At 70.5% G+C, this 21,225-nt stretch carries 19 protein-coding genes and 3 pseudogenes; 10 read left to right on the plus strand and 12 right to left on the minus strand.

Annotated elements, in window-relative coordinates; translation table 11 throughout:
- Positions 1–167 precede the first annotated feature (167 nt).
- Both IE153_RS30690 and IE153_RS30695 read left to right on the plus strand, forming a co-directional pair.
- Positions 168–3,995, plus strand: coding sequence for a multifunctional oxoglutarate decarboxylase/oxoglutarate dehydrogenase thiamine pyrophosphate-binding subunit/dihydrolipoyllysine-residue succinyltransferase subunit (locus IE153_RS30690; protein ID WP_189593010.1), 3,828 nt, complete (start codon positions 168–170; stop codon positions 3,993–3,995).
- An 87-nt stretch (positions 3,996–4,082) separates the two neighbouring features.
- Complete coding sequence (locus tag IE153_RS30695; protein ID WP_003992906.1) at positions 4,083–4,262, plus strand: DUF6104 family protein; 180 nt, start codon at positions 4,083–4,085, stop codon at positions 4,260–4,262.
- Between the two features lie 235 nt (positions 4,263–4,497).
- Here the strand turns inward: IE153_RS30695 and IE153_RS30700 are convergent, their stop codons facing one another.
- Positions 4,498–5,328, minus strand: coding sequence for a hypothetical protein (locus tag IE153_RS30700; RefSeq protein ID WP_189593011.1), 831 nt, complete (start codon positions 5,326–5,328; stop codon positions 4,498–4,500).
- Between the two features lie 148 nt (positions 5,329–5,476).
- Between IE153_RS30700 and IE153_RS30705 the strand changes: the two genes are divergently transcribed.
- Positions 5,477–6,448 carry a DUF4097 family beta strand repeat-containing protein gene (locus tag IE153_RS30705; protein WP_189593012.1) on the plus strand — a complete coding sequence of 324 codons (972 nt, stop codon included), beginning with the start codon at positions 5,477–5,479 and terminating at the stop codon, positions 6,446–6,448.
- Between the two features lies 1 nt (position 6,449).
- Positions 6,450–7,517 carry a PadR family transcriptional regulator gene (locus tag IE153_RS30710; RefSeq protein WP_189593013.1) on the plus strand — a complete coding sequence of 356 codons (1,068 nt, stop codon included), beginning with the start codon at positions 6,450–6,452 and terminating at the stop codon, positions 7,515–7,517.
- A gap of 29 nt (positions 7,518–7,546) precedes the next feature.
- Here the strand turns inward: IE153_RS30710 and IE153_RS30715 are convergent, their stop codons facing one another.
- The 4 genes from IE153_RS30715 to IE153_RS30730 form a co-directional block, all read right to left on the minus strand.
- A complete protein-coding gene (locus tag IE153_RS30715; protein WP_189593014.1) occupies positions 7,547–8,119 on the minus strand; it encodes a Clp protease N-terminal domain-containing protein in 573 nt (190 codons plus the stop codon).
- A complete protein-coding gene (locus tag IE153_RS30720; RefSeq protein WP_031103307.1) occupies positions 8,119–8,328 on the minus strand; it encodes a helix-turn-helix domain-containing protein in 210 nt (69 codons plus the stop codon). The genes IE153_RS30715 and IE153_RS30720 overlap by 1 nt, the downstream gene beginning before the upstream one ends.
- Positions 8,329–8,430: 102 nt before the next feature.
- The gene (locus IE153_RS30725; RefSeq protein WP_030851724.1) at positions 8,431–9,396 is read right to left on the minus strand and encodes a zinc-binding dehydrogenase; all 966 of its coding nucleotides are present in this window, start codon (positions 9,394–9,396) and stop codon (positions 8,431–8,433) included.
- A 399-nt stretch (positions 9,397–9,795) separates the two neighbouring features.
- Positions 9,796–11,028 (minus strand): NAD(P)-dependent malic enzyme, encoded by a 1,233-nt coding sequence (locus IE153_RS30730; protein WP_189593015.1) that lies wholly within the window; start codon positions 11,026–11,028, stop codon positions 9,796–9,798.
- A gap of 625 nt (positions 11,029–11,653) precedes the next feature.
- On the opposite strand from IE153_RS30730, the gene IE153_RS30735 reads away from it, so the two are divergent.
- From IE153_RS30735 to IE153_RS30745, 3 genes are read left to right on the plus strand one after another with little or no spacing between them, the layout of a single operon-like run.
- A complete protein-coding gene (locus tag IE153_RS30735; protein ID WP_189593016.1) occupies positions 11,654–12,604 on the plus strand; it encodes an ABC transporter substrate-binding protein in 951 nt (316 codons plus the stop codon).
- Between the two features lie 32 nt (positions 12,605–12,636).
- Positions 12,637–13,578 (plus strand): amino acid ABC transporter permease, encoded by a 942-nt coding sequence (locus IE153_RS30740; RefSeq protein WP_189593017.1) that lies wholly within the window; start codon positions 12,637–12,639, stop codon positions 13,576–13,578.
- Entirely contained in the window at positions 13,575–14,336 is a 762-nt protein-coding gene (locus IE153_RS30745; RefSeq protein ID WP_031103312.1) for an amino acid ABC transporter ATP-binding protein, read from the plus strand. The genes IE153_RS30740 and IE153_RS30745 overlap by 4 nt, the downstream gene beginning before the upstream one ends.
- Positions 14,337–14,395: 59 nt before the next feature.
- Here the strand turns inward: IE153_RS30745 and IE153_RS30750 are convergent.
- Positions 14,396–15,101, minus strand: a pseudogene (locus IE153_RS30750) (class I SAM-dependent methyltransferase); the annotation flags it as partial.
- Between the two features lie 89 nt (positions 15,102–15,190).
- On the opposite strand from IE153_RS30750, the gene IE153_RS30755 reads away from it, so the two are divergent.
- Positions 15,191–15,850: a CGNR zinc finger domain-containing protein gene (locus IE153_RS30755; RefSeq protein WP_438817950.1), complete on the plus strand. Its 660-nt coding sequence runs from the start codon at positions 15,191–15,193 to the stop codon at positions 15,848–15,850.
- Between the two features lie 65 nt (positions 15,851–15,915).
- On the opposite strand, the pseudogene sodX reads toward IE153_RS30755, so the two are convergent.
- Positions 15,916–16,401 (minus strand): annotated as a pseudogene (gene sodX / locus IE153_RS42930) (nickel-type superoxide dismutase maturation protease); the annotation flags it as partial.
- On the opposite strand from sodX, the gene sodN reads away from it, so the two are divergent.
- A complete protein-coding gene (gene sodN, locus IE153_RS30765; RefSeq protein ID WP_007491258.1) occupies positions 16,313–16,708 on the plus strand; it encodes a superoxide dismutase, Ni in 396 nt (131 codons plus the stop codon). The pseudogene sodX and the gene sodN overlap by 89 nt on opposite strands.
- Positions 16,709–16,771: 63 nt before the next feature.
- Here the strand turns inward: sodN and IE153_RS30770 are convergent, their stop codons facing one another.
- Both IE153_RS30770 and IE153_RS30775 read right to left on the minus strand, forming a co-directional pair.
- Positions 16,772–16,996, minus strand: a complete 225-nt coding sequence (locus IE153_RS30770; RefSeq protein WP_189593019.1) for a hypothetical protein — start codon at positions 16,994–16,996, stop codon at positions 16,772–16,774.
- Positions 16,997–17,012: 16 nt separating this feature from the next.
- Positions 17,013–18,167 carry an inorganic phosphate transporter gene (locus tag IE153_RS30775; RefSeq protein WP_189593020.1) on the minus strand — a complete coding sequence of 385 codons (1,155 nt, stop codon included), beginning with the start codon at positions 18,165–18,167 and terminating at the stop codon, positions 17,013–17,015.
- A gap of 105 nt (positions 18,168–18,272) precedes the next feature.
- Here IE153_RS30775 and IE153_RS30780 point away from each other — a divergent pair, with 105 nt between their 5' ends.
- Entirely contained in the window at positions 18,273–19,007 is a 735-nt protein-coding gene (locus tag IE153_RS30780; protein WP_189593021.1) for a VOC family protein, read from the plus strand.
- Between the two features lie 27 nt (positions 19,008–19,034).
- Here IE153_RS30780 and IE153_RS30785 read toward each other — a convergent pair whose 3' ends face one another.
- The 3 genes and pseudogenes from IE153_RS30785 to IE153_RS30795 form a co-directional block, all read right to left on the minus strand.
- Positions 19,035–19,250: a hypothetical protein gene (locus tag IE153_RS30785; RefSeq protein ID WP_189593022.1), complete on the minus strand. Its 216-nt coding sequence runs from the start codon at positions 19,248–19,250 to the stop codon at positions 19,035–19,037.
- A gap of 10 nt (positions 19,251–19,260) precedes the next feature.
- Positions 19,261–20,499 carry an RNA polymerase sigma factor gene (locus IE153_RS30790; protein WP_189593023.1) on the minus strand — a complete coding sequence of 413 codons (1,239 nt, stop codon included), beginning with the start codon at positions 20,497–20,499 and terminating at the stop codon, positions 19,261–19,263.
- Positions 20,500–20,509: 10 nt separating this feature from the next.
- A pseudogene (locus tag IE153_RS30795) lies at positions 20,510–20,921 on the minus strand (YciI family protein).
- Positions 20,922–21,225: the final 304 nt, after the last annotated feature.

A 21,225-nucleotide genomic window follows, 5' to 3' on the forward strand; every position in this document is an offset into this window, starting at 1 on the left:
TGAAGCGGAACCACGCTTGTTTCCCGCCATTTCAAGCCCCGAAACACAGTTCCAGATGTGACTTGCACGACGTTGCACCGGCCCGACCTGACCTTCCCCGTCCAGGGGGCGTAGCCTTGATTCCCGCTGTCCATCATCTTGTGAAGCGGAAGAGGGCGGTTGCCGCCGTGTCGCCACAGTCCCCCAGTAACTCGAGCATCTCGACCGACACCGACCAAGCGGGGAAGAACCCTGCCGCGTCGTTCGGTGCCAACGAGTGGCTCGTCGACGAGATCTATCAGCAGTACCTCCAGGACCCGAATTCGGTAGACCGAGCCTGGTGGGACTTCTTCGCCGACTACAAGCCAGGGGCGGCCGCCGCCTCGGCTCCGGCGGGTACCGCGGCCGCGGGGGCCGCGGGGACCACCACCGCTCAGGCGGCCGCTCCGGCCGCTCCCGCCCAGGCCCCCGCCCCGGCGGCCGAGAAGCCCGCCGCCGCGCCGGCTCCCGCCCCGGCTCCGGCCCAGGCGAAGCCCGCCGCACAGGCACCGGCCCAGGCCCCCGCTCCGGCGCAGGCCGCCCCGGCCGCGAAGCCCGCCGCCAAGCCGGCCGCCGCGAAGAAGGCCGAGCCCGCCGCTGAGGCCCCCTCGGGCCCCGAGCAGATCGTCCTGCGCGGCCCCGCCGCCGCGGTCGCGAAGAACATGAACGCCTCCCTGGAGGTGCCCACGGCCACGTCCGTGCGCGCGGTCCCGGTGAAGCTGCTCTTCGACAACCGCATCGTCATCAACAACCACCTGAAGCGCGCCCGGGGCGGGAAGATCTCCTTCACGCACCTGATCGGCTACGCCATGGTGCAGGCCATCAAGGCCATGCCGTCGATGAACTACTCCTTCGCGGAGAAGGACGGCAAGCCGACCCTGGTCAAGCCGGAGCACGTCAACTTCGGCCTCGCGATCGACCTGGTCAAGCCCAACGGCGACCGCCAGCTCGTGGTCGCGGGCATCAAGAAGGCCGAGACGCTGAACTTCTTCGAGTTCTGGCAGGCCTACGAGGACATCGTCCGCCGCGCCCGCGACGGCAAGCTGGGCATGGACGACTTCACCGGTGTGACGGTCTCCCTGACCAACCCCGGCGGCCTCGGCACCGTGCACTCCGTGCCGCGTCTGATGCCCGGCCAGTCGGTGATCATGGGCGTCGGCTCCATGGACTACCCGGCCGAGTTCCAGGGCACGTCCCAGGACACGCTGAACAAGCTCGGCATCTCGAAGGTCATGACGCTCACGTCGACCTACGACCACCGGGTCATCCAGGGCGCCGCCTCCGGCGAGTTCCTGCGGATCGTCGCGAACCTCCTCCTCGGTGAGAACGGCTTCTACGACGACGTCTTCGAGGCGCTGCGCATCCCCTACGAGCCGGTCCGCTGGCTCAAGGACATCGACGCGTCGCACGACGACGACGTCACGAAGGCCGCCCGCGTCTTCGAGCTGATCCACTCCTACCGGGTCCGCGGCCACGTCATGGCCGACACCGACCCGCTGGAGTACCAGCAGCGCAAGCACCCCGACCTGGACATCACCGAGCACGGCCTCACGCTCTGGGACCTGGAGCGCGAATTCGCCGTCGGCGGCTTCGCCGGCAAGTCGATGATGAAGCTGCGCGACATCCTCGGTGTCCTGCGCGACTCGTACTGCCGCACCACCGGCATCGAGTTCATGCACATCCAGGACCCGAAGCAGCGCAAGTGGATCCAGGACCGCGTGGAGCGCCCGCACACCAAGCCGGAGCGCGAGGAGCAGCTGCGCATCCTGCGCCGGCTGAACGCGGCGGAGGCCTTCGAGACCTTCCTGCAGACGAAGTACGTCGGCCAGAAGCGCTTCAGCCTGGAGGGCGGCGAGTCCGTCATCCCGCTGCTGGACGCGGTGCTGGACTCGGCCGCCGAGTCCCGCCTGGACGAGGTCGTCGTCGGCATGGCCCACCGCGGCCGCCTGAACGTCCTCGCCAACATCGTCGGCAAGTCGTACGCGCAGATCTTCCGCGAGTTCGAGGGCAACCTCGACCCGAAGTCGATGCACGGCTCCGGCGACGTGAAGTACCACCTGGGTGCCGAGGGCACCTTCACCGGCCTCGACGGCGAGCAGATCAAGGTCTCCCTGGTCGCGAACCCCTCGCACCTGGAGGCGGTGGACCCGGTCCTGGAGGGCGTCTCGCGCGCCAAGCAGGACATCATCAACAAGGGCGGCACGGACTTCACCGTCCTGCCGGTGGCGATCCACGGCGACGCGGCCTTCGCGGGCCAGGGCGTGGTGGCCGAGACCCTGAACATGTCGCAGCTGCGCGGCTACCGCACCGGCGGCACGGTCCACATCGTCATCAACAACCAGGTCGGCTTCACCGCGGCCCCCGAGTCCTCGCGTTCCTCCATGTACGCGACGGACGTGGCCCGCATGATCGAGGCCCCGATCTTCCACGTGAACGGCGACGACCCGGAGGCCGTGGTCCGTGTGGCCCGTCTGGCCTTCGAGTTCCGCCAGGCGTTCAACAAGGACGTGGTGATCGACCTCATCTGCTACCGCCGCCGCGGTCACAACGAGTCGGACAACCCGGCCTTCACCCAGCCGCTGATGTACGACCTGATCGACAAGAAGCGCTCGGTGCGCAAGCTGTACACCGAGTCCCTCATCGGTCGCGGCGACATCACCCTGGAAGAGGCCGAGCAGGCGCTCCAGGACTACCAGGGCCAGCTGGAGAAGGTCTTCACGGAGGTCCGTGAGGCCACGTCCCAGCCGGGCACGGTCGAGTCCACGGACCCGCAGGCCGAGTTCCCGGTCGCCGTGAACACCGCGGTGACCACGGAGGTCGTCAAGCGGATCGCCGAGTCCCAGGTCAACATCCCCGACCACATCACCGTCCACCCGCGTCTGCTGCCGCAGCTGCAGCGCCGGGCGTCGATGGTCGAGGACGGCACGATCGACTGGGGCATGGGCGAGACCCTCGCGGTCGGCTCCCTCCTGCTGGAGGGCGTCCCGGTCCGCCTGGCCGGCCAGGACTCGCAGCGCGGTACGTTCGGCCAGCGCCACGCGGTCATCATCGACCGCAGCACGGGCGAGGAGTACACCCCGCTGCAGTACCTCTCCGAGGACCAGGCGCGGCTCAACGTCTACAACTCCCTCCTCTCCGAGTACGCGGCGATGGGCTTCGAGTACGGCTACTCGCTGGCCCGCCCCGAGGCGCTCGTGATGTGGGAGGCGCAGTTCGGCGACTTCGTCAACGGCGCGCAGACGGTCGTGGACGAGTTCATCTCGTCGGCCGAGCAGAAGTGGGCGCAGACCTCCGGTGTCGTCCTGCTCCTGCCGCACGGTTACGAGGGTCAGGGCCCGGACCACTCCTCGGCCCGCCCGGAGCGCTTCCTCCAGATGTGCGCCCAGAACAACATGACGGTCGCCATGCCGACGTCGCCGTCGAACTACTTCCACCTCCTGCGGTGGCAGGTGCACAACCCGCACCACAAGCCGCTGGTGGTCTTCACGCCGAAGTCGATGCTGCGCCTGAAGGCGGCGGCGGCCAAGGCGGAGGAGTTCACGACGGGCCAGTTCCAGCCGGTCATCGGCGACACGTCGGTGGACGCGGCCGCGGTCAAGAAGGTCGTCTTCTGCGCCGGCAAGGTCTACTACGACCTCGAGGCCGAGCGTCAGAAGCGCGGCGTGACGGACACGGCGATCATCCGCATCGAGCGCCTGTACCCGCTGCCGGGTGCCGAGCTCCAGGCGGAGATCAAGAAGTACCCGAACGCCGAGAAGTACCTGTGGGCCCAGGAGGAGCCGGCGAACCAGGGTGCCTGGCCGTTCATCGCGCTCAACCTGATCGACCACCTGGACCTGGCGGTCGGCGCGGACGTCCCGCACGGCGAGCGACTGCGGCGCATCTCCCGCCCGCACGGCTCGTCCCCGGCGGTGGGTTCCGCGAAGCGGCACCAGGCGGAGCAGGAGCAGCTGGTGCGTGAGGTGTTCGAGGCGTAAGTCGCCCTCGCGCGTCCTGTACGGCCGGGCCGCATCCCCGCTTCGGGGGTGCGGCCCGGCCGTTTGCGCGCACTTATCCTTGGGGGCATGTACTTCACGGACCGTGGCATCGAGGAACTGGAGAAGCGGCGCGGCGAGGAGGAAGTCACCTTCGAGTGGCTCGCCGAGCAGCTGCGGACGTTCGTCGATCTCAATCCCGACTTCGAGGTACCGGTGGAGCGGCTGGCCACGTGGCTGGCGCGGCTGGACGACGAGGACGACGAGTAGGGGACGCGTCGGCGTCGGTTGCCCGACGCGGCGACGAGTCGAGGACGCGGTTCCGTCGACCGTCCCACACGGCGACGAGTCGGGGACACGGTGCCGTCGACCGTCCCACACGGCGACGAGTCGAGGACACGGTGCCGTCGACCGTCCCACACGGCGACGAGTCGAGGACACGGTGCCGTCGACCGTCCCACACGGCGTCGAGTAGATCCGGTCTCTCTCCCCCGCACCGGACGCGTCAGTCGCGGGGGTGCGTGAGGGCGTAGGTCAGCCCGAGTGCGCCGTGCGCGAGGAGCAGGGCTCCGGCCATGACCCAGCCGCCACCCCGCCGCCGCAAGCCCTGTACCAGGAGCGGCAGGCCCGCCGCCACCTGCGCCAACGCCAGGGCGCGGGCCCTGGGGCCGCCCGTCCAGGGCATCCAGGGGCCGAGCCGGCTGTGGTCCACGGTGTCGCGTTCCGCGAGCGCCTCGCGCCAGCCCGGCCACTCGACGGGCAGGCTGTCCGGCCGTCCGGCGGCGGCCTCCAGGAGGCGGTCGGCGGGTTCGCCCGGGGCGAGTTCGGCGGGCAGGGCGACACCCACGCCCGCGAGGACCGCGAGCAGGCCGCGCAGGCGGGCGCGGGCGTCGGCCGCCGAGTCGGGGGTGGTCAGCCGGTCGAGGGCCTGCACGTCCAGGACGGGGTCGAGGCCCAGGCGGGCGGCGAACGCGCGCATCGCCTCGTCCTCCCCCACCGGGACGCCGCTCGCGAGCCACACGAAGCCGACCGGGCGGCGGAAGCCGGACGCGAAGATGAATCCCGCGTGGTCGGGGTCCCACCACAGGGCGAGGACAGGCCAGGGCGCGCCGACGGCGAGGGCCGTGGTCCAGCCTGTGACCACCCGGTCGACGGGCTCGGCACCGTCCCGCCAGGGCCTGCCCTCGGGGACGAGAACGCTCCATTCCTCGCCCGCGCGGGTGAGCCGCATCGGTTCGCGCAACAGGTGGGCGACGGGGGCGACGGCTGCGGGCGCCGCCCGGCACAGCAGCAGCGCCCCAGACGCGGGACCGGTGCGGTCAGCTTCCGTCGGCATGCTCACACGCTAGGGCGAATCACCCGGTTTTGAGTACTTTTGTCCGCCCACTCATCCCCAGAACGGGTCCCTTGACTTTCCCGGACCGCGATATATCGTGAATACGAGAGGACGCGATATGGCGCGTCGAAGCGGGGAGGTCTGCACCATGTCCGAGTGGTCCGTCACGGAACCGAGCAAGCTCACCTTCGACGAGCCCGTGAGCGATCTGCACGTACGCCTCGTCAACGGAACGGTGAACGTGGTGGGCACCGACGAAGGTTCCGCCCGCCTGGAGATCTCCGAGATCGAGGGACCACCCCTGGTGGTGACCCAGCAGGACGGCGTCCTGACGGTGGCCTACGAGGACCTGCCCTGGAAGGGCTTCCTCAAGTGGCTGGACCGCAAGGGCTGGCGCCGCAGCGCGGTGGTCTCCCTGGCCGTCCCGGCCGGCACCCGCGTGGAGGTGGGCGTGGTCGGCGCGGCCGCCGTGGTCTCCGGGCTCCAGGGCCCGGCGGTGGTGAAGGGCGTCACCGGCGACACGACGCTCGTGGGCCTCTCCGGCCCGGTCCGCGCCGACACGGTCTCCGGCAGCCTGGAGGCCCAGGACGTGACCGGCGACCTGCGGTTCAACTCGGTCTCCGGCGACCTCACGGTGGTCGAGGGCTCCGGGCCGTCCGTGCGGGCGGATTCGGTCAGCGGCTCGATGATCGTCGACCTCGACCCGAACGGCCCGACGGACGTCCGGCTGACCAGCGTCTCGGGCGAGATCGCGATCCGGCTGCCGTACCCGGCGGACGCGGAGGTCGAGGCCAACACGGCGAGCGGCTCCGTCTCCAACGCCCTCGACGGCCTGCGGGTGCACGGCCAGTGGGGCGCCCACAAGATCACGGGCCGCCTCGGCGCGGGCACCGGCAAGCTGCGGGCCACCACCGTCTCCGGCTCGATCGCCCTGCTGCGCCGGCCCGCCGGGGAGGACGCCCCCGACGAGCGAGAGGACGTCGCGCCCGCCGCCGGCGACGCGTCGACAGCCCCGGGGAGCGGCACCCAGGGCGGCTCGGGAGACAATTCCGTCTCCGGCCCGGCCGATGACCCCACCACCGCCTCGGCCGACGGCACGACCGACAAGAAGGTGCTCTGACATGCCCCCCGTCTTCGCCCACGGCCGCCTCCGCCTCTACCTGCTGAAGCTGCTGGACGAGGCCCCTCGCCACGGCTACGAGGTGATCCGCCTCCTCGAGGAGCGCTTCCAGGGGTTGTACGCACCGTCGGCGGGCACGGTCTACCCGCGCCTGTCCAAACTGGAGGCCGAGGGCCTGGTCACCCACACCACCGAGGGCGGCCGCAAGGTCTACTCGATCACGGACGCGGGCCGCGCCGAGCTGGCCGACCGCAGCGGCGAGCTGGCCGACCTGGAGTTGGAGATCCGGGAGTCGGTCGCGGAACTGGCCGCGGAGATCCAGGCCGACGTGCGTGGAGCAGCCGGCGACCTGCGACGCGAGATGCGCGCCGCGGCGACCGAGGCCCGCCGGGACACCGGCACCAGGGCCGACGGCACGACGGGCACCCCCTACGGCGACTTCTCGCAGTACGGCGACAAGGAGGCCTGGCGCATCGCCAAGGAGGAGATGCGCCGTGCCCGGCAGGAGTGGAAGGAGCAGGCCCGGCGCGCCAAGGACGAGAGCCGCCGCGCCCGCGAGGACGCTCAGCGCGCCCGCCGCCAGGCGAAGGAGGCCCAGGAGCAGGCCCGGGTCCAGGCCCAGGAGCAGGTGCAGCGCATCACCCGCCGCGTCCAGGAGCAGGTGCAGGACCACTTCGCCCGCGGCGACTGGCCGACGGGCCTGCGCGAGGGCTTGACCGAACTGGTCAAGGAGGTGGGCGAGTTCGGAAAGGACTACGGCAAGGACTTCGGCAAGGACCTCGGATTCGACTGGACCGGCACCGGCAGGCCCGCCCCCGAGCCGGCACCCTCAGAGCCCTCGGAGGGCTTCCCAGCCGCCTACGAACCGGCCTGGGCGCACGAGGACGCCGCAGACTCCACCGGCGACCCCGCCCGCGACCTGGACCGTCTGCTCGACCGCTTCCGGGACGACATCCGCGACGCGGCCCGCGACCACGGCGTCACCCCCGACCAGCTGCGCGACGCCCGCCGCCACCTGTCGACGGCGGCGGCCCACATAGGGGCACTGCTGCGCACGCAGAAGACGTAGTCGCCCACCAGGGGCCCCGACCCTGCCCCTCACCCGGCCTTGGCCTCGCCACCACTGCCGTACAGCACCCGCACCAGGGACTCGTACGTCACCCCGTGGTCGGCGAGGACCTCGGCCGGCACACCGGGGCACAGCGTCAGGGCCAGCAGGATGTGCTCGTCCCCGATGTGCCGGTCCCGCTGGGCGAGGGCGACCCTCAGGGAGCGCTCCAGTACATCCTTGGCCCCCCGGCCGAAGGAGGTGCGCCCCGACCACCACCGCTTGTCCTTCCGGTCACCGGCCAGGGCGCCGACCCCGTGCGCCTCCTCCACGCGGGCGACGATCTCCTCCACGTCGATCCCCAGCCCGGCGAGCGCGTCGGTGTCGGCCTGCGTCAGCCCGGCCCGCCGCCGCGCCTCACGCAACGCCTCCCGCACGGATTCCCGCCGCTCAGCGAGTCCGAGCGCCGCGAGCGCGAAGGACCCCCGACTGCCCTCCCGGTCGAGCAGCGCCAGCAGCAGATGCTCCGGCTCCACGACCTGCCCGCCCTGACCACCCTCGTCCACGTGCGCGTACGCGCTCTTCACCACTGCGCGGGCGTCTTTCGTGAACCGCTCGAACATCAATGCCTCCCGTACTTCTTGTGCACGGCCTGCCTGCTCACACCGAGTTCGCCTGCGATCTCCTGCCACGACCAGCCCTGATTGCGCGCATTGCGCACCTGTACGGCTTCCAACTGCTCCAGCAGCCGACGCAGTGCGGCGACGGCCCGTAGGCCGACCCGTGGATCACGGTCACCGGCACGTTCGGCCAGATCGGTTGCTTCGGTCATAGCGTCAACCTACGTTGACACCCTGCTCGCGTCAACCGCAGTTGACACACGAAAACGGCCGGCCCACCCGGGACCGACCGTCGTCGCAAGATTCAGGAGGACTCAGGGATTCGTCAGCACGACCTTCCCGAACTGCTCACCCGAAGCCAGCCGTTCGAAGCCCTCTCGCGCCCGGTCCATCGGCATGATCTCGTCGATGACGGGCCGCACCCCGGTGGCGGCACAGAACGCGAGCAGGTCCTCCAGCTCGTCCTTGGTGCCCATCGTGGACCCGACGACCTTGAGCTCCAGGAAGAAGATCCGGGTCAGCTCGGCGTGGGAGGGCCGGTCGCCACTGGTGGCACCGGAGATGACCAGCGTGCCGCCGGGCTTCAGCGACTTCACGGAATGGGACCAGGTGGCGGCCCCGACGGTCTCGATCACGGCGTCGACCCGCTGCGGCAGCCGCGCCCCGGACTCCAGCGCCTCCACGGCCCCGAGCTCCAGGGCCCGCTTCCGCTTGGCCTCGTCCCGGCTGGTGGCGAAGACCCGGAGCCCCGCGGCCTTCCCCAGCACGATCGCCGCCGTGGCGACACCGCCACCGGCGCCCTGCACCAGCACGGAGTCCCCGGGCCGTACCCCCGCGTTGGTGAACAGCATCCGGTACGCGGTCAGCCACGCCGTCGGCAGACAGGCCGCTTCCGCGAAGGAGAGCTCCTTGGGCTTGGGCAGGATGTTCCAGGTCGGCACGGCGACCTGCTCGGCGAAGGTGCCCTGGTAGCGCTCGGTGAGGATGGAACGGGGTTCCTTCGGGCCGACCCCGTGCCCGCTCTGTCCGATCACGGAGTGCAGGACGACTTCGTTGCCGTCCTCGTCGACGCCGGCGGCGTCACAGCCGAGGATCATCGGCAGCTTGTCCTCTGCGAGGCCCACGCCACGCAGGGACCAGAGGTCGTGGTGGTTGAGGGAGGCGGCCTTGACCGTGACGGTACTCCAGCCGGGACGGGCCTCGGGAGCGGGACGCTCTCCCAACTCCAGGCCGGACAGCGGCTGGTCGCGGTCGATTCGGGCGGCGTAGACAGCGAACATGACCTTGACGATAGGTTCCCCGAGGAACCGAAGGAACCATCCACCCCTGTGAGACACGCCCTCTTGCCAGGTGGGCACCGGTGTTGCTGGGGCCACCGCCTATGACGCGAAGCCGGACGCGCCCGCACCCGCGTACGGCGAGAAGGGGCCGTGTCGGGGGGTCCGCCCGCAGCGGTTGGCGCGTCAACGCCAGTCAGTCGGCATGAGGGTCCATCGCGCCGTTCCGAGGACGGACACCCCCCGGCGCGGCCCCGCCCCACACCCAACGGTCAGGCGAAGACGCGCACCCCCACAGCCCGCCGCAGGCAGACGCACCACCCGAACAGCCCCACCCGAACGCAAAAATGTGGCCCCGCCCGATCCCGGGCGGGGCCACATCACACCAACGTCAGGTCGGCCTCAGCGCCGCGCCACACCCTCGGCCCGAGCAGCCGCCGCCACCGCGGCCGTGACCGCCGGCGCGACCCGCTCGTCGAACGGCGACGGAATGACGTAGTCGGCCGCGAGATCGTCTCCGACCACAGCGGCCAGCGCCTCCGCGGCGGCCAGCTTCATCCCCTCGGTGATACGGGAGGCCCGCACCTGCAGCGCCCCCGCGAAGATCCCGGGGAACGCCAGCACGTTGTTGATCTGGTTCGGGAAGTCCGACCGGCCGGTCGCGACGACCGCCGCGTACTTGTGCGCGACCTCGGGATGCACCTCGGGGTTCGGGTTCGCCATGGCGAAGACGAACGCGCCCTTGGCCATCGTCGCCACCGCGGACTCCGCGACCGTGCCGCCGGAGACGCCGATGAACACATCGGCTCCCTCCAGCGCCGCTTCCAGCGACCCGGTGATCCCGGCCTTGTTCGTGAACCCGGCCAGATCCTGCTTCACCGGCGTGAGGTCGTCCCGGTCCGCCGACACGACACCCTTGCGGTCGGCCACCGCGACATCCCCGATCCCGGCCTCGACCAGCATCTTGGCGATGGCGACACCCGCCGCACCGGCGCCGGAGATGACGGCCCGCAGCTCCCCCAGCGCCCGCCCGCTCAGCCGCGCGGCGTTCCGCAGGGCGGCCAGCGTCACCACGGCCGTCCCGTGCTGGTCGTCGTGGAAGACCGGGATGTCCAGCCGCTCCTGGAGCTTGCGCTCGACCTCGAAGCACCGGGGTGCCGAGATGTCCTCCAGATTGACGCCGCCGAACGACGGCGCGAGCCGCACCACGGTCTCGACGATCTCGTCGACGTCCGTGCAGGCCAGGGCGATCGGAACAGCGTCCACGCCACCGAACTGCTTGAAAAGGATCGCCTTGCCCTCCATCACCGGGAGGGAGGCTTCGGGCCCGATGTCACCGAGGCCCAGCACGGCCGTACCGTCCGTCACGACGGCCACGACCGACGACTTCCACGTGTAATCGTGCACGAGCTCCGGCTGCTCCGCGATCGCGCTGCACACCTTCGCGACGCCGGGCGTGTACGCCAGGGACAGGTCGTCCTTGTCACGGACCGGCACGGTGGCCTGCACAGCCATCTTGCCGCCGCGGTGCAGCGCGAACGCCGGGTCGAAGGAGTCGAGGGGCTCCGCACTGCCCTCGTGCTCCGTATCGCCGGTCTTGCTCTCGCTGCGAGGATTGACGATCTCCGCTGCCACTTCGTTTTACCCCTTAAATCTTCATTGTTTTGAGGGTGGCCACTCCTGGTGAGGGGTGGGCGGGCACCGCGTAGGCCCATGTCGTGCTGGTACGTGTATACGTACGGGCGCGTACGCGACGGGCGCGCCGCACACGCGCCCTGAGCCCCGGATGAGGGGTGTAAAGACCCTTCTTACCGGACGGACGGCATCGGGGACGAGTCCATAACGCGAAGGTCACATGACGTCGCCCCGACGCTTCGTCCAAAATCGGGACAAGACCTGGACAAACGAGCCACAACCACTCAAGCATCGGCGAAGCCTGCGGCCCCCGTATGGAAATCCCGGGATTTACCGAAGATCTTCCTGCCGGAAGGGGTGATTCCTATAGAAGGTCCGGCCGTGATGTACCGGAGTGGTGCGGTTCGGGGGTCGCCCGTTATCCGATTTTGACATGGCTGGCCCCCAGAATCGCGCAGTCCGAATGGCAAGATGCCGTAATCACACGAGGTCGCGACACTCGAAGAGGTGTGCTCTCGTCGACCCACGGCACTGCCGAACCCTTCGGCGTGCCGCGGCCGTGCCGAACCCATCGGCGGCGGCCCGCCCCATCGGCAACTCCACCCATCCGCCGGAGGAACCCACCATGACCGCAAGCTCCACCCGTCGTACGACCGCCGCGCACTCCCGGCTAGCAGCGGTCGGTGCGATCGCGGTCGCAGGCGCGCTGATGCTCACCGGATGCGGTGACCAGACCAAGGACACCGGCTCGAGCGACACCGCGGCCTCGGCCCCGCTCGCCGACAAGCTGCCGCAGGCCATCCGCGACAAGGGTGTCATCAAGGTCGGCTCCGACATCGCCTACGCCCCGGTCGAGTTCAAGGACGGCTCCGGCAAGGTCGTCGGCATCGACCCGGACCTCGCCGCCGCCATGGGCAAGCAGCTCGGGGTCGACTTCCAGTTCGAGAACGGTACGTTCGACACGCTGATCACGGGTCTGCGCTCCAAGCGGTACGACCTCGCCATGTCCGCGATGACCGACACCAAGGACCGCCAGGAGGGCATCGACTCCGACACCGGCAAGAAGGTCGGCGAAGGCGTCGACTTCGTGGACTACTTCACCGCCGGTGTGTCGATCTACACCAAGAAGGGCGACGACCAGGGCATCAAGACCTGGTCGGACCTGTGCGGCAAGAAGATCGTGCTGCAGCGCGGCACGGTCTCCGAGGACCTCGCCAAGGCCGAGTCGAAGAAGTGCCCGGCCGGCAAGAAGATCGCCATCGAGGCCTTCGACAACGACCAGCAGGCCCAGACCCGTCTGCGCGCCGGCGGCGCCGACGCCGGCTCGTCCGACTTCCCGGTCGCCGCGTACGCGGTGAAGACCTCCGGCGGCGGCAAGGACTTCCAGCTGGTCGGCGAGCAGGTCGAGGCCGCCCCGTACGGCATCGCGGTCGCCAAGAACCAGACGGAGCTGCGGGACGCCCTCAAGGCCGCACTCGACGCGCTCATCAAGAACGGCGAGTACGAGAAGATCATGAAGAAGTGGGGCGTCACGGACGGCTCCATCGACGCGGCCACCATCAACGGCGGCAAGTGACCGCAGCGCAGCGGCACTGAAAGGCAACACCCGTGACTGTTGACATCGACAAGACGCCGGCCGACACGCCCCCGGCCGGACCGGAGGCCATCAAGGCCATCCCGGTCCGGCACTACGGGCGGTACGTCTCCGCCGTCGTCGCCATCGCCCTGCTGGTCGGGGTCGTCTACGCGTTCTCCCAGGGAAAGATCAACTGGGGCGCGATCCCGGACTACTTCTTCGACGACCGCATCCTGGACGGCGTCGGCAAGACGCTCCTGCTGACCGTGCTGTCCATGGTGATCGGCATCGTCGGCGGCGTCATGCTCGCCGTGATGCGCCTGTCGAAGAACCCGGTGACCTCGTCGATCGCGTGGTTCTACATCTGGTTCTTCCGCGGCACCCCGGTCCTGGTGCAGCTGATCGTCTGGTTCAACCTGGGCCTGGTCTTCGAGTACATCAACCTCGGGCCGTTCTACAAGGACGAGTGGTCGGACTTCATGACCCCGTTCCTGACGGCACTGCTGGGCCTCGGCCTCAACGAGGCCGCGTACATGGCGGAGATCTGCCGGGCCGGTCTGCTCTCGGTCGACGAGGGCCAGACCGAGGCGTCGCACGCGCTGGGCATGAGCCATTCCAAGACGCTGCGCCGGATCGTCATCCCGCAGGCGATGCGCGTGATCGTGCCGCCGACGGGCAACGAGGTCATCAACATGCTGAAGACGACCTCGCTGGTCTCGGTCGTCCAGTACCCCGAGCTGCTGCGCGCGGCTCAGGACATCGGCCAGACCTCCGGCGCGCCGGCCGAGATGCTGTTCCTGGCGGCGGCCTGGTACCTGCTGATGACGTCGATCTTCAGCATCGGCCAGTACTACCTGGAGCGGTACTACGCGCGTGGTTCGAGCCGGTCGCTGCCGGCCACGCCGTTCCAGAAGATCAAGGCGAACCTGCTGTCCCTGTCCAACCGCTCGGCGTCGACGGGAGGCACCGCATGACCGCCATGGTCAAGGCCGAGGGCGTTCACAAGTCCTTCGGTCCCGTAGAGGTCCTCAAGGGGATCGACCTGGAGGTGAAGTCCGGCGAGGTGTTCTGCCTCATCGGCCCCTCCGGCTCCGGCAAGTCGACCTTCCTGAGGTGCATCAACCACCTGGAGAAGATCAACGCCGGTCGTCTGTACGTCGACGGCGATCTGGTCGGCTACCGGCAGAAGGGCGACAAGCTCTACGAGCTGAAGGACAGCGAGGTCGCGGTCAAGCGCCGGGACATCGGCATGGTCTTCCAGCGCTTCAACCTGTTCCCGCACATGACGTCCGTGGAGAACGTCATGGAGGCGCCGGTCCAGGTCAAGGGCGTGAGCAGGGGCAAGGCCCGCGAGCGCGCCCTGGAGCTGCTGGACCGGGTGGGCCTGGCCGACAAGGCGGGCAACTACCCCTCCCAGCTCTCCGGCGGTCAGCAGCAGCGCGTCGCCATCGCCCGGGCGCTGGCCATGGACCCAAAGCTGATGCTGTTCGACGAGCCGACCTCGGCGCTGGACCCGGAGCTGGTGGGTGACGTCCTGGACGTCATGCGCGACCTGGCCGAGTCCGGCATGACGATGATCGTCGTCACCCACGAGATGGGCTTCGCCCGCGAGGTGGGCGACAGCCTCGTCTTCATGGACGGCGGTGTGGTGGTCGAATCCGGTCACCCGCGCGAGGTGCTGACGAACCCGCAGCACGAGCGGACGAAGTCGTTCCTGTCCAAGGTGCTCTGACGGTACGCACGGCGAGGGGGCGGTACGGAATCTCCGTACCGCCCCCTTCGTGCGCGCTGCTTCACGGCCAGCAGCAGGGTGTCCGAGGGCGAGCACCACACGGGCCTGGCCTCGCCGAACCCCTTCTCGCGCAGCACGCGCGCGTGCCACTGGACCGAGGGCAGGTCGCCCTCCGCATGCTCGCCGTAGATCTCGTAACGCCGGGCCGTGGGTTCGGCGGGAACGGGGTCCTTCGCCGCGAGCTGCCACCACCCGGCCCAGTCGAGGATGCCGTCCCGCTTGGCCTGATCCATGCGGGTGTGCCGCTGCGCCCGCTCCGCCGCGTTGATCCGGGGCGTCGTCTCGTCGATCATGTGGTCCGCGTTCATGAAGACACCGCCGGCGCGGACGAGTCCCGCGACCTGGCCGTAGAGGTCCGCGAGGGGTTCCCGGTGCAGCCAGTGCAGGGCCGTCGCGGTCAGGACGGCGTCGTACGCGTCGTACGCGTCGTACGGCAGCTTCGCCGGCCAGTCGGGGTCCTTGAGGTCGGCGGTGACCAGACGGACCCGGTCGTCGCCCGCGAAGGTGCCCTCGGCGATGGCGAGGAGCGCCGGGTCGAGGTCGACACCGGTGCTGGTGGCGTCCGGGAAGCGGGCGAGCAGCCGGGCGGTGATGCTGCCCGTGCCGCAGGCGAGGTCGAGGACGCGCGGGGCGGTGCTGCCGGTCCCAGCTCTCCTGCCAGGCGTGCCAGTCGGCGGTGGCCGTCGTGATGTCGGCGTCCGTCATCGAGCCCCTCCCTCGTAATACCCTGGAAGCACCATCAGCTGTTACAAATGCACACCCCCGACGAAAAAGCCCCTCCGTAAGGACTACAAGTGGAACTGGCCTATTACTCGGACTACGCCGTGCGCCTCGTCAACACCGAGGAACCGGCCCGGGGCAAGGACGCCCTGACGTCGGTCGAGGCCGTCCGCGATCTGTTCGGGCCCAGCCAGTCGGCGGCCCGCCGCGCCACCGACGCGGACGTGACCCGCTTCCGCGCGGTCCGGGCCCGGCTGCGCGCGGTCTTCGAGGCCGCCGACTCGGGCGACGAGAGGCTCGCCGTCGACCTGCTGAACTCGCTGCTGCTGGAGTTCCCGGTGAGCCCGCAGATCTCGGGGCACGACTTCCGTGACGACGACGGCCGCCCCCTGTGGCACATGCACCTGGCGGACCACCCGTCGAACGCCACCGCGGGCTACGCGGCGATCGCGGCGATGGGCCTGGCGTTCCACCTGACCGAGCACGGCGCGGACCGTCTCGGCCTGTGCGAGGCCGCGCCCTGCCGCAACGCCTATCTCGACACCTCCACCAACCGCTCCCGGCGCTACTGCTCCGACCGCTGCGCGACCCGGGCCAACGTGGCCGCCTACCGCGCCCGCAAACGCCTGGAGGCCGCCCGGCCCGACCTGCCCGAGAAGACGGGCCTGGCCGCCGACAGCGCCCAGCCGAGCAGCGCCCAGGGCGACCGCCCGTCCGACCTGCGCGGCCGGTAGCGGAACCGGACCCGCCCCAGTACCAGGTCGTCGGGCACGACGCCGTAGTCGGTGCTGTCGCCGCCGGCGTACGCGTTGTCCCCGAGCACCCACCAGCCGCTCTCGCGCCGCTGGGCGACCCGCTTGACGACCAGCAGGTCCTGCTGGAAGGGGTGCCGCAGCACGACGACGTCCCCGGGCCTGACCCGGGCGCCGTAATGCACCAGGAGCCGGTCCCCGTGGTACAGCGTGGGCACCATGGACGGCCCGGTCACCTCGGCCACCCCGAAGGGCGGGGCCGGCCTCCCCCGCTCGGACTCCTGCGACAGCTCCGGCATCACCCGGCACCTCCCCGGTTCTTCCTCCACCAGTCTCAGTCTCACCCCGGACTTTTGTCCTAAGCCCATGGGGGCACCCGCGAAAAGCCGTCCCTCACGGAGTAATGTCCCCTGTGAGAAGACGATCACGAGGAAGGAATGCTCCATGCTTTCCCGCCTGTTTGCCCCCAAGGTCAAGGTCAGTGCCCACTGCGACCTTCCCTGCGGTGTGTACGACCCCGCCCAGGCCCGCATCGAGGCGGAGTCGGTGAAGGCCGTGCAGGAGAAGATGGCCGCCAACGACGACCCGCACTTCCAGGCGCGCGCCACCGTCATCAAGGAGCAGCGCGCCGAGCTCGCGAAGCACCACGTCTCGGTGCTCTGGAGCGACTACTTCAAGCCCCCGCACTTCGAGAAGTACCCGGAGCTGCACCAGCTGGTCAACGACGCCCTGAAGGCCCTCTCGGCCGCCAAGGGCTCGACCGACCCGGCGACCGGTCAGAAGGCGCTGGACTACATCGCCCAGATCGACAAGATCTTCTGGGAGACCAAGAAGGCCTGATCGCCTTCGTACGGTGAAGGGGCCCGACCGCGAACCGGTCGGGCCCCTTCGTCGTGCGCGCTCTCAGTGGAGCTGAGGGACGATCAGGTAGATCCCGTACGCCACCACGGCCGCGCAGGCGAGGAAGCACAGGGTGGCCTGGCCGAGGCCGAGGGCGGAGGTGCCGCCCTGCTGTGCGCGGGCGCCCTCCAGGCGGGCGAGGCCGAGGGCGAAGACGACGACCACGGCGACCGTGACGCCGACGCTCACCGTGGCGACCTCGCCGAGTGCGGTCCAGTCCAGATGCATGTCCTGCTCCCGTCGTTCAGGCGGCCGCGCCGACCTTGGCCGGCGGCTCGGTGCTGACGCTGACCTCGTGCGCGTCGTTGACGTTGTGCGCGTGCACCGGGTTGCGGCGCGAGATCACCACGATGCCGGCCGCGAGGGCCGCGCCGACCAGCGCGACGACCGCCGTGCCGAGGTCCCCGCCGTTCTGCACGACGGCGGCGGCCAGACCCCCGACCAGCGCGGCGGCGGGCAGGGTGACCATCCAGGCGACCGCCATACGGCCCGCGACGCCCCAGCGGACCTCCGCGAGCCGTCGGCCGAGCCCCGCGCCGAGGATGCTGCCCGAGGCCACCTGCGTGGTGGACAGGGCGAATCCGAGGTGGGCGGAGGTCAGGATGACGGTCGTGGAGGCGGTCTCGGCCGCGAAGCCCTGCGGCGACTGGATCTCGGTGAGGCCCTTGCCCATGGTGCGGATGATGCGCCAGCCGCCCAGGTAGGTGCCCAGGCCGATGGCGAGGCCCGCGGACGCGATGACCCACAGCGGCGGGTCGGCGTGGTGGCCGAGCGCGCCGGCCGAGATCAGGGTGAGGGTGATGACGCCCATGGTCTTCTGCGCGTCGTTCGTGCCGTGGGCCAGGGAGACCAGCGAGGCCGAGGCGATCTGGCCGATGCGGAACCCCTTGGTGACGGAGTCCTCACGGGCCCGGTCGGTGAGCCGGTAGGCGAGGTAGGTGGCGATCAGCGCGGCGACACCCGCCACGATCGGCGAGGCCACCGCGGGCACCAGCACCTTCTCCACGACCTTCTCGAAGTTGACGCCCTGGCTGCCCGCCCCGACCCACACGGCCCCGATCAGACCGCCGAACAGGGCGTGCGAGGAGCTTGAGGGCAGGCCGACCAGCCAGGTCAGCAGATTCCACAGGATCGCGCCGACCAGTCCCGCGAAGATCATGCCCGGAGAGACGAGGGTGTCGTCCACGATGCCGCCCGAGATGGTCTTGGCGACCTCCGTGGACAGGAAGGCACCGACGACGTTGAGGACACCGCTGATCAGGACCGCAGTACGGGGTGCGAGCGCGCCGGTGGCGATGGACGTGGCCATCGCGTTCGCCGTGTCGTGGAATCCGTTGGTGAAGTCGAAGGCGAGCGCCGTGACGATGACGACCGCCACGAGGAACGTGATGTGGTCCATTCCTGAATGCAAACAAGCGCAGGCCAATGGACGTGGAACGGTGCGGCAAGGGCAGGTCAAGGTTCACGCAGGTGGCGGTCACGCGGCCCCTCTACGATCGCGCCCATGAGGATCAGCTGGACGTACGCCTTCATCGACCGCCCGCGTGAGGCCTTCGGCGCCGCCTGCGACTTCTGGACGGCCGTCACGGACACCCGCCTGTCCGAACTGCGCGGAGAACACGACGAGTTCGTCACCCTGCTGCCCGACGGCGCCGACGCGTGCCTGAAGGTGCAGGCGGTCGGTCCGGATTCCGGGGGTGCGCACATCGACTTCTGTGTGGACGACGTACCGGAGTTCGCCGCCACGGCGGTGCGGCTCGGTGCGGGCGTGGTGGCCGATCTGGGGTCGCTCGTCGTGCTGCGCTCGCCCGGCGGGCAGTTGTTCTGCGCGGACCCGTGGCGTGGGCAGTCGTCGCGGCCGGGTGTGGTGCGGGGCAGCCGGCTCGACCAGGTGTGCGTGGACGTCCCGGCCCCGGCCTTCGACAGGGAAGTCGCCTTCTGGAGCGCGCTGCTCGACGGCTGGGAGTCGCGGCCGGGCTCCCGTGCGGAGTTCCACGTGGTCGAGCCGCCGCCCGGCCTGCCGGTCCGTCTGCTCCTGCAACGCCTCGCCGAGGAACGCCCGGCCTCCGCCCACCTCGACCTCGCCTGCGCGGACGTCCCGGCGACCCGGGCACGGCACGAGGAGCTCGGGGCCGCCTTCGTGGCCGCATTCCCCGGCTGGACGGTCATGCGCGACCCGGCGGGCGGCACGTACTGCCTGACGACCCGCGACCCGGCGACGGGCGGGCGGGGCGGTTAGGGAGTTCCTGACACATCTCCGAGCCCCCTAGGGGGTGGTGGCGTACGCGCAGGCCCGGGGTGTCGGGCAGGGCGGCAGATGCTGCGCGTCGCCGGGGTCCGTTTGTTCCCAGACGTACGGGCCCGGTGGCTGCGTCGAGTCCTGCATCCACAGCGTCAGCCCGCCTGCTACGGCCACGACCAGCGCCCACACGACCACGACCAGACGCCCCACGGTGCGGCGCCGCTCCCCCGGTATGCCCATGCCGTACACGCTAGTCGCCCAACCGCGCCGCCCGGGACCGGAGATAGCGTTGCTCGGGCAGGCTGAGGGTCTGCGCGGCCGCCGACTCGTAGGCGGCCCGGGCGGCTTCGGGCTCGCCCGCGCGCTCCAGGAGATGACCCCGTACGGCGTCCAGGCGGTGGCCCTTCAACTCGTCGGCCAGGGAATCCACTTCGGTCAGGCCCGCGCGCGGACCGTGGACCATGGCGACGGCGACGGCTCGATTGAGGCGCTCGACCGGGCCGGGGACCAGGCCGACGAGGACGTCGTACAGGCCGAGGATCTCGGCCCAGTCGGTCGCCTCGGGCGAGGATGCCTCGTCGTGCACGGCGGCGATCGCGGCCCGTAGTTGGAACGGCCCCGGCCGGCCCCGGGACAGGGCCCGGGTGATGAGCGCGACACCCTCCTCGATCGCGGCGCGGTCCCAGCGGTCGCGGTCCTGCTCGTCGAGGGGGATCAGCTCGCCGTGCGGGCCGCTGCGCGCCTCGCGCCGGGCGTCGGTGAGCAGCATCAGCGCGAGCAGACCGGTCACCTCGCAGTCGCAGGGCAGCAGCCGGTGGACCGTGCGGGTCAACCGCACGGCCTCGCCCGCGAGGTCGCGGCGTTGCAGGGTGGCGCCGGAGGTGGCCGTGTAACCCTCGTTGAAGATCAGGTAGAGGGTCTGCAGGACGGACGGCAGCCGTTGTTCCCAGCGGTCCGGGCGGCCGAAGCGCACGCCCCGCACCTTCTGCTTGGCCCGGCTGACGCGCTGCGCCATGGTCGTCTCCGGGACGAGACAGGCCCGGGCGATCTCCGCCGTGGTCAGCCCGCCCACGGCCCGCAGCGTGAGCGCGATCTGCGCGGGCGGCGAAAGGTCCGGGTGGCAGCACAGGAACAGCAGCGAGAGCGTGTCGTCCTCGCGGGGTGCCCGCTCTCCGGGCGGCGGCGCCGTGAAGGCGTCGCGGGGCGTGAGCGCTGCCGCCCGCTCCTCGCGCTGACGACGGGCCTGATCGCTGCGCAGGGCGTCGGTGAGCCGCCGCGAGGCGACCTTGATCAGCCAGCCGCGCGGATTGCCGGGCACGCCCGCTTCGGGCCACTGCCCGGCGGCCGCGAGCAGCGCCTCCTGTACGGCGTCCTCGGCGGCGTCGAAGTGCCCGTACCGTCTGACCAGCGCGCCGAGTACCTGCGGCGCGTTGCCGCGCAGCAGGTCCTCGATCTCGGGTGTGCTTCGCACCAGCGTGTCCGTCGGCATCGGGCGGTTGTCAGATGTCCCCGGAACCGTCCATGATCGGGCGGATCACGACCGGGTAGTCGGGCGCCGGCCGGCTGGGGGCAGCGGGCGACGCGGTCGGCGATCTCCGTGACCCGCTCCAGGCTCTCGCACTCCAGGACCCAGTAGCCGGCCAGCAGCTCCTTGGTCTCGCTGTACGGCCCGTCGGTGATCACGGCCTTGCCGTCGTCACCGAGGGTGACGTGCCGGGCCTGTGCCGGCTCGGCCAGGCCCTGCCCGTCGACGAACTCGCCGCTCTCGGACAGGTCGTCGTTGATGGCGCCCATGTAGGCGAACATGGTCTGCAGCTCCTCCTCGCTCCAGGCCGGGGAGTCCGCCGACGCCTTGCCGCGCATGGCTTCGTAGTCCGCCTGCGTGCCCTGCACCATGACCAGGTACTTCATGAGTCCGCTCCTTCGGCTCTCACCGCCCTGGTGGGCGGCTCTTCACAGGGAACGTCGGAGCCGGGCCGCGCATCTCGACACGGGCTCAGGGTTTTTTCGCGGCGGTTTCTCCCGGGGCCGGTTCGGGCGGGCCCGTGGCAGGTGGGCTGGTGGCGCCGGCGGGCCGGTCGCGTTCCGGGGGCCGGGCGCCCTGGCCGCCATCACCGCTGCCGCCGTGGCCGGTATCGCGGGCGTGGCCGGTATCGCCGCCGGGGGCGCCTTCCGCGTCGTAAGCCCCGCACTCGGGGTTGTGGCACGGGCCCGC

This window comes from Streptomyces massasporeus, assembly GCF_014648995.1.
GTDB classification, from domain to species: Bacteria; Actinomycetota; Actinomycetes; order Streptomycetales; family Streptomycetaceae; genus Streptomyces; species Streptomyces massasporeus.

Coding starts and splice junctions, on each gene's coding strand:
- IE153_RS30710 (WP_189593013.1), top strand. CDS start 6,450: ATGCCCCCCGTCTTCGCCCACGGCCGCCTCCGCCTCTACCTGCTGAAG.
- IE153_RS30715 (WP_189593014.1), bottom strand. CDS start 8,119: ATGTTCGAGCGGTTCACGAAAGACGCCCGCGCAGTGGTGAAGAGCGCG.
- sodN (WP_007491258.1), top strand. CDS start 16,313: ATGCTTTCCCGCCTGTTTGCCCCCAAGGTCAAGGTCAGTGCCCACTGC.
- IE153_RS30705 (WP_189593012.1), top strand. CDS start 5,477: ATGTCCGAGTGGTCCGTCACGGAACCGAGCAAGCTCACCTTCGACGAG.
- IE153_RS30720 (WP_031103307.1), bottom strand. CDS start 8,328: ATGACCGAAGCAACCGATCTGGCCGAACGTGCCGGTGACCGTGATCCA.
- IE153_RS30700 (WP_189593011.1), bottom strand. CDS start 5,328: ATGCCGACGGAAGCTGACCGCACCGGTCCCGCGTCTGGGGCGCTGCTG.
- IE153_RS30780 (WP_189593021.1), top strand. CDS start 18,273: ATGAGGATCAGCTGGACGTACGCCTTCATCGACCGCCCGCGTGAGGCC.
- IE153_RS30725 (WP_030851724.1), bottom strand. CDS start 9,396: ATGTTCGCTGTCTACGCCGCCCGAATCGACCGCGACCAGCCGCTGTCC.
- IE153_RS30695 (WP_003992906.1), top strand. CDS start 4,083: ATGTACTTCACGGACCGTGGCATCGAGGAACTGGAGAAGCGGCGCGGC.
- IE153_RS30775 (WP_189593020.1), bottom strand. CDS start 18,167: ATGGACCACATCACGTTCCTCGTGGCGGTCGTCATCGTCACGGCGCTC.
- IE153_RS30770 (WP_189593019.1), bottom strand. CDS start 16,996: ATGCATCTGGACTGGACCGCACTCGGCGAGGTCGCCACGGTGAGCGTC.
- IE153_RS30790 (WP_189593023.1), bottom strand. CDS start 20,499: ATGCCGACGGACACGCTGGTGCGAAGCACACCCGAGATCGAGGACCTG.
- IE153_RS30785 (WP_189593022.1), bottom strand. CDS start 19,250: ATGGGCATACCGGGGGAGCGGCGCCGCACCGTGGGGCGTCTGGTCGTG.
- IE153_RS30745 (WP_031103312.1), top strand. CDS start 13,575: ATGACCGCCATGGTCAAGGCCGAGGGCGTTCACAAGTCCTTCGGTCCC.
- IE153_RS30735 (WP_189593016.1), top strand. CDS start 11,654: ATGACCGCAAGCTCCACCCGTCGTACGACCGCCGCGCACTCCCGGCTA.